10 protein-coding genes are annotated in these 11,845 nt (G+C 68.5%); 3 read left to right on the top strand and 7 right to left on the bottom strand.

Annotated elements, in window-relative coordinates:
* Nucleotides 1-62: 62 nt before the first annotated feature.
* From ABDZ81_RS06530 to ABDZ81_RS06510, 5 genes are all read right to left on the bottom strand, one after another.
* On the bottom strand, nt 63-1,073 hold the full coding sequence (locus ABDZ81_RS06530; protein WP_343773099.1) for a HEAT repeat domain-containing protein: 1,011 nt from the start codon (nt 1,071-1,073) through the stop codon (nt 63-65).
* A complete protein-coding gene (locus tag ABDZ81_RS06525) occupies nt 1,066-2,064 on the bottom strand; it encodes a hypothetical protein (protein ID WP_343773098.1) in 999 nt (332 codons plus the stop codon). The genes ABDZ81_RS06530 and ABDZ81_RS06525 overlap by 8 nt, the downstream gene beginning before the upstream one ends.
* A 92-nt stretch (nt 2,065-2,156) precedes the next feature.
* Nucleotides 2,157-3,005 carry a hypothetical protein gene (locus ABDZ81_RS06520; RefSeq protein ID WP_343773097.1) on the bottom strand — a complete coding sequence of 283 codons (849 nt, stop codon included), beginning with the start codon at nt 3,003-3,005 and terminating at the stop codon, nt 2,157-2,159.
* Between the two features lie 178 nt (nt 3,006-3,183).
* On the bottom strand, nt 3,184-4,416 hold the full coding sequence (gene metX, locus ABDZ81_RS06515; protein WP_343773096.1) for a homoserine O-acetyltransferase MetX: 1,233 nt from the start codon (nt 4,414-4,416) through the stop codon (nt 3,184-3,186).
* A 140-nt stretch (nt 4,417-4,556) separates the two neighbouring features.
* A complete protein-coding gene (locus tag ABDZ81_RS06510; protein ID WP_343773095.1) occupies nt 4,557-5,846 on the bottom strand; it encodes an O-acetylhomoserine aminocarboxypropyltransferase/cysteine synthase family protein in 1,290 nt (429 codons plus the stop codon).
* A gap of 175 nt (nt 5,847-6,021) precedes the next feature.
* Here ABDZ81_RS06510 and ABDZ81_RS06505 point away from each other — a divergent pair, with 175 nt between their 5' ends.
* Both ABDZ81_RS06505 and ABDZ81_RS06500 read left to right on the top strand, forming a co-directional pair.
* Nucleotides 6,022-6,393 (top strand): VOC family protein, encoded by a 372-nt coding sequence (locus ABDZ81_RS06505; protein ID WP_343773094.1) that lies wholly within the window; start codon nt 6,022-6,024, stop codon nt 6,391-6,393.
* 87 nt (nt 6,394-6,480) lie between these two features.
* Nucleotides 6,481-7,686, top strand: coding sequence for an MFS transporter (locus tag ABDZ81_RS06500; protein WP_343773093.1), 1,206 nt, complete (start codon nt 6,481-6,483; stop codon nt 7,684-7,686).
* A gap of 82 nt (nt 7,687-7,768) precedes the next feature.
* Here ABDZ81_RS06500 and ABDZ81_RS06495 read toward each other — a convergent pair whose 3' ends face one another.
* Both ABDZ81_RS06495 and ABDZ81_RS06490 read right to left on the bottom strand, forming a co-directional pair.
* Nucleotides 7,769-9,385: an alkaline phosphatase gene (locus ABDZ81_RS06495; protein WP_343773092.1), complete on the bottom strand. Its 1,617-nt coding sequence runs from the start codon at nt 9,383-9,385 to the stop codon at nt 7,769-7,771.
* A 242-nt stretch (nt 9,386-9,627) separates the two neighbouring features.
* Nucleotides 9,628-10,935 carry an acetamidase/formamidase family protein gene (locus ABDZ81_RS06490; protein WP_343773091.1) on the bottom strand — a complete coding sequence of 436 codons (1,308 nt, stop codon included), beginning with the start codon at nt 10,933-10,935 and terminating at the stop codon, nt 9,628-9,630.
* 145 nt (nt 10,936-11,080) lie between these two features.
* On the opposite strand from ABDZ81_RS06490, the gene ABDZ81_RS06485 reads away from it, so the two are divergent.
* Complete coding sequence (locus tag ABDZ81_RS06485; protein ID WP_343773090.1) at nt 11,081-11,791, top strand: hypothetical protein; 711 nt, start codon at nt 11,081-11,083, stop codon at nt 11,789-11,791.
* The last annotated feature ends 54 nt before the right edge of the window (nt 11,792-11,845 follow it).

The following is an 11,845-nucleotide window of genomic DNA, read 5'->3' as shown; positions in this document are numbered from 1 at the left end:
TGGGGGCCGACGGGTGAAAACCGGTTCGGTGGGGCGCGGGGATCGGGTGACCGGGACGACGCTCAGAGCGGGGCCCCGCAGTGCGGGCACACCGGCGGCCGTCCCTCGGCGAGCGTGTGCCCGCAGTGGGGGCAGTCGTCGTCCGAGGCCGTCATCGCCTCGACGACCGCCTCGGTTTCGCCGCGGATCGAGGCCAGCGTCCCGACGCCGTCCGGGGTCGAATCGGCAGGTTCCCCCGTCTCTCCGTCTCGCGCCGCGTCGAGGAACCGCACCCGATCGGCCACGAACGCCGCGGCGTCGCCCTCGTCGGGGTCGACGCCGTCGAGCGATCGGATGTCGGCGTCGCCGGACCGCGCCAGCAGTCCGAGCGCTTCCGCGGCCCGCCCGCGGACGTAGGGACGCTCGTCGTCGAGCAGTTGTCCGAGCGGGTCGCGGGCGTCCGCCAGCTTCGATGGGTGATCGCACCCGATCGCGGCCAGCGCCGTACAGAGGTAGTACCGCACGAGCTCGGAATCGTCGTCGAGATGCTCGGCCAGCGAGGAGACCTGATGGCGGAGCCTGCTCGGGTCGCCGATCGCGACGTACGCCAGCGCCTTGGCCAGCTTCTCCCTGACCTCCGGCTCGTCGAACGACAGCCTGACGCGGAGATCCGCCAGTAGCTCCGGGTCGCTGACCGCGTCGGGATGGTCGAGCGCGACGTAGCCGAGCGCCTCCGCACACCGGGCCCGGACGTAGTAGAACTCCTCGTCGTCGGCCGATCGGGCCGCGAGCGCGTCGACGACCGGTCGAACGACGGCCGGCTCCGATCGGGCGAGCGCGACGAACAGCTTGGCGGTCGTCAGCCTGATGGCGCGCTCCTCGTCGTTCAGGAACGTCGTCAGTGGCGTCGCCAGCTCATCGAAAGCGGACGACTCCGTCTCGGCGAGATCCTGAAGCGTCCGGATCGTCCGCTTTCGGGCATCCGCGTCGGCCGTTTCGAGTCGGGCCAGAGCGTCGATCGCGTCCTCGCGAGACCCCTCGGAGAGCAGTTCGGACGGCCGGTCGGGCGACGGCTGGCGGTCGGGATCAGTCATCGGAGTACTCGAGTTGATCCACTGTTCTCCTGTCAGTAGTTATAGGTCGGTGATGTACGCGTCGAATCGAACGGGGAGTGGCCGTCCAGTCTGGCCCACAGTTGATCGTAGTCGTGGAGAACCGAGCTTCTTGCGCCGCGTCGGCGTCCATCCCGCGCTGCAACTGCCACAGCCGATACGCCTGCCCTGCCGTGTCGGCCTGACTCAGCAACCGTTCGGGAACCGCCCCGTCGACCGCCAACAAAATCCGCGCGGTCGCACGGGCCTTGCTCGCTTCTTTGGCGCTGTCGATCCGCGAGAGCGCTCGCGCCGCGCCCGTGTCCGAGAGCCGATCGGCGATGTCGCCGACCGTGTCGGTCTGCTTGATCGCCGTCTTGGCAGCCTTCCCGAGACCGGCGCTGATCACGAGCTTGGCGACGAAGCCGGCCGCGTATCCCTCGTACCAGCTTGCCTTGAACGCGGTGTGGAGGTGTTCTTCGTCGGGATCTGTCGGGTCGTACGGATTGTTCTGGGCCTGTTTTTGCTGGAACTGCGTGACGTACCCGTCGATGATCGCCTGGACGTCGACGTCCCCTTCGGCCAGGAGCTTCAACAGCGCCTTGATCCCGTCGACGAACGCCGTGGGATCCTCGATGAACGCCGAGAGGTCCTTCAGGAAGATCCCCATGCTCGCCGAGAATCCGGAGACCTTCCCGAACTCGGTGGCGACGGCGTAGTCGAGCAGCGTCCCCGTGTAGAGGTCGCCAGCGATGTAGCTGTAGAAGTTCGCCCGCTCGACGCCGACGGCGCGCTTGCTGTTTTCGTTCTCGTCGGTCGCCCGCACGTACACCGTCGTCCCGAGCGTCACGTCCGCGACCGCTCCCGTCGCATCGCTTGCGAAATCACGGGTTGCACTTCCGAACGAGACAAACGTCGATTCGATCGAACTGGTGTCGACCTCTTCAGACGGGAGCGCCTGATTGGCCCACCGCTTGCGAATGTCGCCACTCACGTCCTCGCGAGTTGCGGTGTGAGTGTGCCCCCAGTGAGCTATCTGCTAATCACTGTGTTGGTCGGACCCCGAAAGTGGCTCCAACGGCCTCGTCACTCACATTTGTCCGCGTCGACGGCGGCGAGCGTCGTCCGGGCCAGCTCCGAGAGATCGTGCTCGCGGTGCGCCCAGTCGTGCCGACACACTTCCTCGGGGATCGCGTTGCTCTCGACGGCGACGTCCAGCCCGCGCCGACGCGCGAGTGCGAGGCCGGCGATCGCGTGGAAGCTGACGAGCTGGCCCCCGTGTGCGACTGTCGGCTCGAACTCCCGCTCTGCGATCGCTGCGAGGTCCGCTGCGGCGTCTTCGATGGCAGCCTCGTCCGCGACGGCGAGCCCCCGGTAGAGGTCGAGCGCGGGTTCGGCCGTGGCGAAGCCGACTACCTCGAGGTGTTCCGCCGCAGCATCGAGACGCTCGAGTGCTCGGTCGTCGGTGCCGTCGACCAGCGCCGCGAGCGCGTGAACCCGGTTGTGCCAGTACTCGAAATGCGGCTTGGTCGCGTCCTCGTCGGTATACTGTCTGGCCTGTTCGACGACGCGGGCTTCGAGGACCGGATCGCTGCCGAGAATTGCCGTTTCCAGCGTTTCCTCTGCGTTTTGAAGGTACGCGTTCCAGTCGCCGCCGAGCCGCTCCCCCCGCCGGTGGGCGGTTTCGACGATGTGCAGATACGCCGTCTTGAACGCTGTTCCCTCTGCAAAGCACTCTCGCGACCTCTCGTACCGGCCGAGATGCAGCTCCGTGGCGCCTTTAGCACTTTCTCTGTGCCAGACGGTCTTGTGCTTGCTGACGAGATCGAGTGCATCTTTCCGACGCAGTTGACTCTCCAGGTCGTCCCTGTGGAACCGAAGCGCATAGTTGTCCTTGTCGTACCTATCCTGAAGCTCCTGTTCTGTGAAGTCCATGATTTTGCAGTGCTCGACTTCCGTGATATCGCGGTAGCGACCGTACCGGGACCGCGAGTCGTTGCTCGCCGCCGCGAAGTGCTCGTTGGCCTTTCGGACGCCGTCGCCAATGTCGGTTCCGCCACGGGCGGTAGCTAGTTCCGGATTTCAAACCGAACCGCGTTCCGTCAGCCGACCCTCAGTCCGAAAACAGACTCGTGTGGACCGGCGCGAAGTCGGAGTCCTCGCGGGGGTCCTCGTCGGTGTCGGTGACGGCCTTGCCCTCGACGCCGGCCGACAGGAAATCCGCGAGCGGCGGGCCGACGTTGTCCGGCTCGACGAGGAAGGCGTCGTGGCCGTGGTCCGACTCGATGACGTGGTGAGCGATCTCGACGTCGGCGTCCCGGAACCCGTCGGCCAGCGACTCGGCCTGCTCGGTCGTGAAGTGCCAGTCGCCGGTGAAGCTCATCACCAGCGCCTCGCCGGTGAAGGCCGCCAGCGCATCGGCGTCGCTCTCGTAGCCCGACGCGAGGTCGTAGTTGTCCATCGCGCGGGTCAGGTAGAGGTAGCTGTTGGCGTCGAACCGGTCGACGAACTTCTCGGCCTGGTAGTCGAGGTAGGACTCGACGTCCCGGTAGGGGAAAAACGCCGCCGCGGCGTCGGCCGGGAACTGCTCGCCGCCGGCGTCCCGGCCCGCGGCGCGCCGGCCGAACTTCTGGGACATCGACGCCTTCGAGAGGTACATCACGTGGCCGATCTGGCGGGCCAGCGCCAGCCCCTCGGAGGGCGGCTCCTGATCCTCGCCGTAGTAGTACCCGCCGTTCCAGTTCGGATCGGCGCGGATCGCCCGCCGCGCGATGGCGTCCAGCGCGAGGCTCTGGGGGTCGAGCCGGCCGGCGGTGGCGATCGGCGCGAGCCGGCGCACGTCGTCGGGGTAGCGCTTCGCCCAGTCCAGCACGTTCATCCCGCCGACGCTGCCGCCGACGACGGCGTGGAGTCGCCCCACGCCGAGCGCGTCGAGCGCGCGGCGCTGGACGCGGGTCCAGTCGGCGACGGTCACCGGCGGGAACTCCGCGCCGTAGGCCTCGCCCGTCTCGGGGTTCTCGCTGGCCGGGCCCGTCGTCCCGTAGCACGAGCCGGGGATGTTCACGCAGACGACGTAGTACTCCTTCGTGTCGATGGCCTTGCCCGGCCCGACGATGTCGGACCACCAGGCGTGGGCCTGGCCGCCGGTGGGCTGGGCGTCGGCCGGCTCGTCGTCGAGCCGGCGGTGGGCGACGTGAGCGCTGCCGGTCAGGGCGTGACAGACCAGCACCGCGTTCTCGCCGTCGAACTCGCCGTAGGCCTCGTAGGCGACGTCGAGCCGGGGGATCGACTCGCCGCACTCGAACTCGAACTCGCCGAGATCGAGCACGCCGGCGTCGGCGTTCATCGGCGGTCACCTCCGGTGCTCGTCGACGCCGAAGTGGCGCCGGCTCGACGCCGACGCTCGGCTTCTGACGGGAGATTCGTCGCCCGATTCGCTCGTTTCACGGTCGTTCTAGAGCATCGGCATGTCATGATTCTTGCGCGTTACTCGCCGGCAGCCCCGATCGCGTGCTCGATGTCGGCCAGGATGTCCGCGGGGTCCTCGATCCCCACCGAGAGCCGGATCAGATCCTGCGTCACGCCGGCTTCCTCCTGTTCCTCGGGGGTCAGCTGGCCGTGCGTCGTGCTCGCGGGGTGGATCACCAGCGTCTTCGCGTCGCCGATGTTCGCGAGGAAGCTCGCGAGTTCGGCCTCCTCGCAGAAGCGCTTGCCCGCTTCGAATCCGCCTTCGAGACCGAACGCGATCATGCCGCCGTACCCGCCATCCAGATACTCGCTCGCGTTCCCGTGGGTTTCGTGGCTCTCCAGGCCCGGATACGACACCCACGCGACCTCGTCGTGGTCCGCGAGGTACTCCGCGACGATGGCGGCGTTCTCGCAGTGCTTCTCCATCCGGATCGGCAGCGTCTCCAGGCCCTGTAAGGTCTGCCAGGCGTCGAAGGGGTGCTGCTGGTTCCCTAAACTCCGCAGCGAGCGGAACCGCGCCGCCGCGGCGAAGGGCGCGTCGGCGAAGTCCTCGCTGAAGTCGGTGTCGTGGTACGCCGGGTTCGTCCCGGCGATCTCCTCGTAGCCGCCCGCTTCCCAGTCGAAGTCGCCGCCGTCGACGAGGACGCCGCCGATCGTCGTCCCCGAGCCGTGGATCCACTTCGTCGTCGAGTTCCACACCACGTCGGCGCCGTGCTCCAGGGGGTTACAGAGCGCGGGCGTCGCGAACGTGTTGTCGCCGACGACGGGCACGTCTCGCTCGTGTGCGAGCTCGGCGACGCGCTCGAAGTCCGGCGTCACCAGCGAGGGGTTGCCGATGGTTTCGAGGTGGACGTAGGCGGTGTCCTCGTCGATCGCCTCCTCGTAGGCCTCGTAGTCGAGCGTCGGGACGAAGCGGGCCTCGATCCCCCGTCGGTTGGCGGTGTGAGAGAGATAGGCCGTCGTGCCGCCGTAAGTGTCCGTCGAGCAGACGACGTTGTCGCCCACGCTCGCGAGCACGAGCGTCGCGGCGTCGAGCGCGGCCATCCCGCTGCCGGTCGCGACGGCGCCCGCGCCGCCCTCCAGATCCGCGAGGCGCTCTTCGAGCATCTGCACCGTCGGGTTTGTCATCCGCGAGTAGATGTGTCCGTCGGCCTCCAGCGCGTACAGGTCGGCGGCGCGGTCGGCGTCGTCGAAGACGTACGACGTGGTCTGGTAGAGCGGCGGTGCCCGGGCCCCCGTCGCCGGATCGGGCTCCTGCCCCGCGTGGAGGCTGCGGGTTCGGAACTCCGGCTCGTCCGAGTCGGTCATGTATACGACGCATATCTCCCCACGCGGAAATAACCGCCAGTTACGGCAAGATTCGCAAATATTGCCAATAGTTAGCACGGATGATCGTCGACCCCGGCGCTGCTCGAATCTTCGACGATGCGAACCACTCCGTCGAGACGCAACCGACTTCTCTCCGGCCGCCGACACCACGCCCATGGACGTGATCCACACCGCGCTGTGGGTGTCCGACATCGACCGAACGCGGTCGTTCTACGTCGACGCCCTCGGCCTGGAGGAGAACTGGTCGTTCACCAGCGACGGCGTACAGAACGTGTATATCGGCGGCGAGCACGGCGAGTTCCAGTTTAAATACGATCCCGAGGGTGGACCGGAGATCGACGCTGGATCGGTGGCCCACGTCGCCGTCGGCGTCGACAGCGTCGACGAGACGTTCGAGCGCCTCGTCGAGCGCGCCGACCCGCCCGTTCGCACGGAGCCGACGACGATGGACGACATCGATCGGCGAGTGGCGTTCGTCGAGGACCCGGACGGCTACGTCGTCGAGCTGGTCGAGCGACTGGACTGAGCACAGCCCCTGAACCGGACGAATAGTCAGGAACCGCCGACCGATTCAGCAGCCGTTAACACGCTCGACGCCCAACATCCTGCAACCGTGAGTACTCACCGCGACCGCATCGTGCTCGCCGCCGTCGTGGCCTCGGTCCTGCTCGCGCAGGTCCTCCTCTATCCGGGGATCGGCGGCCTCGTGCAAGCCCTCGGCGCGACGACCGAGCTCGACGCCGGCATGTGGTTCCTCGCCGCCGAGTTCGCGGCGTTCGTGACGTTCGTCGGCGTCTGGGGCGCGCTCAGCGACGCCACGGGCCGACGGGTTCCCTTCATCGCCGCGGGGGCGTTCGGCGGCGCGATCGGCTACGCGACACTGGGCGCCCTGCCGGCGATCGCCGCGCCCAGCTTCGGCGCCGTGCTCGTCCTGCGGGTCGTCCAGGGCGCCGCGACGATCGGCGCGTTCTCGCTGGCGATGACGATGCTGATGGATCTGGAGGGCGGCCACGGCCGGAACATGGGCGCGGCGGGCATCGCCATCGGCACCGGGACGGCCGTCGGGGCGCCGCTGGGCGGCCAGCTCTCCGAAATAGATCCGCTCGCGCCGCTGTATCTCGCCTGCGCGCTGCTGTTCGCCGCCGGCGGGCTGGTCTGGTTCGTCGAGGATCGCGCCCCGTCCGGCGGGCGTAGCGCCCGCGAGGCGGTGGCGTCGCTCCGCGCGACGCCGACGCTCGGGATTCCGTACGCCTTCGGCCTGATCGACCGGCTGACCGCCGGCTTCTTCGCGCTGGTCGGGACGCTGTACTTCCAGGACCAGTTCGGGATCGGGCCGGGCGAGACGGGACTCGTCCTGATGCTGTTTTTCGCTCCCTTCGCGCTCCTGCAGTATCCGATGGGCAAGCTGTCCGACCGGATCGGACGCCGCGTTCCGATCGTCGTCGGCTCGGCGCTGTACGGGCTCGGCGTGATCGGCGTCGGGCTGGCGCCGACGCTCCGGCTGGCGGGCGTCGGCATGGTCGTCGTCGGCGTGCTCGGCGCGCTCATCTCGCCGGCGACGATGGCGCTGGTCACCGACGTCGCCCGCGACGGCGACCGCGGCGTCGCGATGGGCGGGTTCAACCTGTTCGGCAGCGTCGGCTTCCTGACGGGCTTTCTCGTCGGCGGCGGCGTCGCGAGCGAGTTCGGCTACCTCGCGGCGTTCTTCGTCGCCGGCGGACTGGAGATCCTGATCGCGCTCGTGACGATCCCGGCGTTCCTCCGGCTCGGCCTCGGCGGCAAGCCGATCGTCGGAGCCGGGACGGGGGACGCCGACTGAACTGCGGCGTCCGGACGACCGAGCCGCGGCATCCGACAATGACCCGCCGGACGAATAAGAAGAGAACTCGGAACGGCGACGATCAGGCGTCGTGGAACCGGTCCGGCGTGCGGCGCTCCCACTTGTCGGGGCGGCCGCGACCGCGCCCGTCGTCATCCCGGTTGCGGCCCCGTCCGCGACCTCGACCGGGCTTCGAGTCCGAGGGTTCCTCGTCGTCCAGAATCCGAAGCACGTCGGCGTAGTCGACGACCCCGTCCCCGTCGACGTCGAGCGCCTCGGTCACGTCGTCCGTGGCGGGGCCGACGTACTCCAGGGCGAGGTAGGCGTCCAGACGACCGCTCGGACCGTTCCGGGCCACCCGACGCTCCCAGCGCTCGCGTTCGTCGTCCGAGACGTCCGCGAGCCGTCCGAACAGCAGGAGGGCCGCGACGGTCACCGACAGGTCGACGTGGTGGATCCAGCCGTCAAACGGCTCGACGCCGGGGCCGGCAGCCATGACCGTCTGGGCCGGTCCAGTGTGGGCGTTCGAGGCCCAGGCGACGCCGAGGTGTTCGGAGACGACCGCTCCGAGTTCGTTCGAGAGCGCGTAGGAGCCGTCGGCGTCCCGGGCGTCCTCGATCCGCGCGACGTCCTCGTCGGTAAGTTCGACGTCGACATTCCCCTCGACGGCCTCGCGGACGTCGGCGCCGTCGTCGATGGCGGCGGCGATGGCCGCGTTGCTCGCCTGCGCCGACCGGATCGCGTCGGCCTCGATCGGCGAGCCGTAACCGTTCCCGGTCGCCATCCCGCCGGTTTCGTGATCCGAGGTGACGACGACGAGCGTGTCGTCTCGCCCCTCGGCGTAGTCGAGCGCCCAGTCGACGACCGCGTCGAACTCCGCCGTCTCGGCGACGGTCGTCTGGGCGTCGTTGCCGTGCTCGGCGTGGTCGATGCGGCCGCCCTCGACCGTCAGGAAGAACCCCTCGTCGCCCTCTAGGCGGTCGACCGCGGACGCGGTCATCCGCGGGAGCGACGGGATCGAATCGTCGCGGTCGAGCGTGTAGGTGACGTGGCTGTCGTCGAACAGGCCCAGCAGCCGGTCGCCGTCGGCGCCCCGGAGGTCGCTCTCGTCGAACAGCACCTCGTAGTCCTCCGAGCGCGCCCGGTCGAGCAGGTCGCCGGACCACTGGTCGCGCCCGCCGCCCATGAGGACGTCGACGCCGGTGTCGACGAGCTGCTCCGCGATGACCTCCTCCATGCCCCGGTCCGGAACGTGCGAGCCGAACGCCGCGGGCGTCGCGTGCGTGATCCGCGTCGTCGAGACAAGCCCGGTCGCCTTGCCCCGCTCCTGGGCGAGTTCGAGTTGCGTCAGTAGCGGCGTCGGATCTTCGTCACCCTGCTCGCCTCGGACCGAGATTTGTCCGTTGTACGCCTTGTGTCCGGTCGCCAACGCCGTCCCCGCGGCGGCCGAATCTGTCACTTCGCCGCTCCGAGAGTTCGTCCGCGTGTAGCCCACGCCGGTCATCGACTGCATCGACAGGTCGCCGTGGACGACCGACGTCACCTCGATCGGGTCGAACCCCATCCCGTCGCCGATCAGCACGATGACGTTCTCGATCTCACTCCCCAGAGCCCCCTCGCCGGTACCCGCGCTCGCAGGTCCGGCCGCTCCGAGCAGTCCCGTTGCACCCAGCGCCGTGATGAACTGTCGTCGTCGCATGCTGCACGTAGATCGAAATTTCGTTGCAAGTAGTACTTTTATAATTTATATATTAACAATACGGTATATCGCCGTCGGCGTCCGAATCGATCACGCGCGTTCCGGAGCGGTACGAGAGGCCAATAGCTGTACGTAGCGGGAACGGTGCGAGCGGAGACGGTAAATAGAGCGGCGATCGGGCGTGACGGGTCACCCGCGACGCATCGACGGGTGAATCGAAGCGGCAGCGGAGCCCTGACGGATCAGAGCCCGTACTGTTCGCGCACGAGGTGGTCCATCCCGCGCTCCTCCAACTTCTCCATCGGCGCCAGCATGTCCAGCTGGACGACGCCGGGGAGCCGGCCGATCTGGACGCCGCCGGTGAACGTGCACCGGCCGCGGACCTCGCCCTCGGTCATGTCCAGCAGCTTGCCGGCGCGGTCGAACGCGTTCTCGGTGGCGGCGTTGATCGTCTCGCCCGAGCCGATCACCTGGATCGGGCCCATCTCCTCGGTCAGGTCGGTGTCGTACTGCTCGGCCAGCTCGCGCCCGGCGTCGAGCTCCTCGTCGCTGTAGGGCTTGCTGATGTGGGGCAGGTCCTCCTCGTTGGGCAGCAGAACGGGGCCGTCGATGTCGAGGTCCTTGATGACCTTCACTTCGACCTCGGTGCGCCCGCTCACGTCGGTCGTGTGCAGCGATAGCTCGCCGTCGCCCTGGTTCGCGTGGAGGTCGCCGACGTAGACGCCCGCGCCGTCGACCTTCACGGGACAGAGCAGCGTCGCGCCGGCCCGCACCTCCGGAACGTCCATGTGGCCGTCGGTGCGCTCCGCGAGGGCGTCCTCGTCCTCCAGGCCCCACTCGTGGTCGGCGCCGATCAGGAACTGCCCGAAGTCGCCGGCGTTGTGCGAATCCGGCAGCTCGACCGGCGGCGTCGTGCCGATGTTGCCGGCGAACGGCCGCAGGCGCCCGAGCGTCCCCGGCATCTCGTCGGGCTCGTACAGCAGGATCGGATGCTGGCGGGAGTGCTCGGGGATCGCCATCGCCTCCTCGGCGCGCTCGGCCAGATCGTGGGCGCCCTCCTCGCCGACCGTGATCCCCACCGACCGGTCGTCGTCGAACGCGACGGTGTAGCCGAACTCGAAGCCGAACGCCGAGGCGTTGGCGCCGCAGTCCTTGCACTTGATCGACTCCTCGCCGGTGCCCTCGACGACGCTCTCGGGCCACTCGGTGCCGCACTCGGGACACCGGTGGTCGACGAACGGGTCGCTGCCGAACGCTCCCTCGCGCTCGCGCATCGAGCCGGTGCTGGTCGCCACGCTGGTCACCTCGATGTCTTTGATCTTCAGCGCGACCGCGTCGCCGACCTCGGCGTTCTCGACGCGGATCGGACGGGTCACCTCGTGGCCGCCGCGGAACTCGGGCGTGATCATCGGCCCCCAGCACGCCGGCGGCGTGTGGGTCTTGATCGTCCCGCCGTCGGCGACCGTGCCGGCCCACTCCTGATCGGGGCCGACCAGTCCGAGCGTGTACCGATCGACCTCCAGTACGTCGTGGATCTCTCGTTGTGCCATACCGTTCGAAACTACGCTATCGATCATGATAAACTCGGCTGGCAGGATCCGGAAAGCTCTCCGGGCGGGCTTGCCCTCGCAAACCCGACCTTTTCGAGGCCACAGAACGTACCGACGCACGCGAACGTCCGGGGGATTCCAAACTATGACGCCAGGACCGGCAGACGTCTCGAACCACGTACAGCGCGGCCTCGAGAAAGGGCTCGAAGCGTACTTCGCGACCGACACGATCACGCAGGTGCTCGACGCCGTCGACGTCGACGCCCTGCTGTCGGGCGAGGGACTCGAAGAGCCGATGGAGTACGAGAAGATGGGCGAACTCGTCGGTCAGATGACCGGGCGGCTGATCGTCCGCAACTCGGTGGGCCGGTACACGCCGGGCCAGACCGTCGAGCAGTTCGTGGGCTACGCGGTCGGCGGCGTCGTCGGCAAGCGCGTCGGCCAGCAACTCGAACGGAGCCAGATCGAGCGCGTGCTCCGGGACGTCGCTCGCGATGCGAACGAACGGGACGTCGACGACCTGATTCCCGACCAGCGGAACGGCGGCGGCCTGCTGCCGTTCGGGCCGAGCGGTCCGGACGAGGGGACGGAGCCGATCCGGATCGACATCGAAGACGGCGGCGACGACGGCGTCGACATCGACATCGACGACGGCGGCGACGACGGCGTCGACATCGACATCGACGACGGCGGCGACGACGGCGTCGACATCGACGACGGCGGCGACGAGAACGACGGACCGATCGAAACTCGTCAGAACGAGACGGACGTCGAACCGGAGGACGAGGAGGACGACGACGCGGACGAGGGAAGCAGCGACGACGATCCGCGGCAGGACGAGACCGACCCGGAGTGACGAGCCGGCCGACGGAACGACGATCGCGGCGGGACGACGATCGTCGCGGCCGGC

Source organism: Natronoarchaeum mannanilyticum, assembly GCF_039522665.1.
Lineage (GTDB): Archaea > Halobacteriota > Halobacteria > Halobacteriales > Natronoarchaeaceae > Natronoarchaeum > Natronoarchaeum mannanilyticum.
The sequence above is the reverse complement of the archived record's forward strand: the minus strand, read 5'-3'. Positions and strand labels throughout refer to the sequence as shown.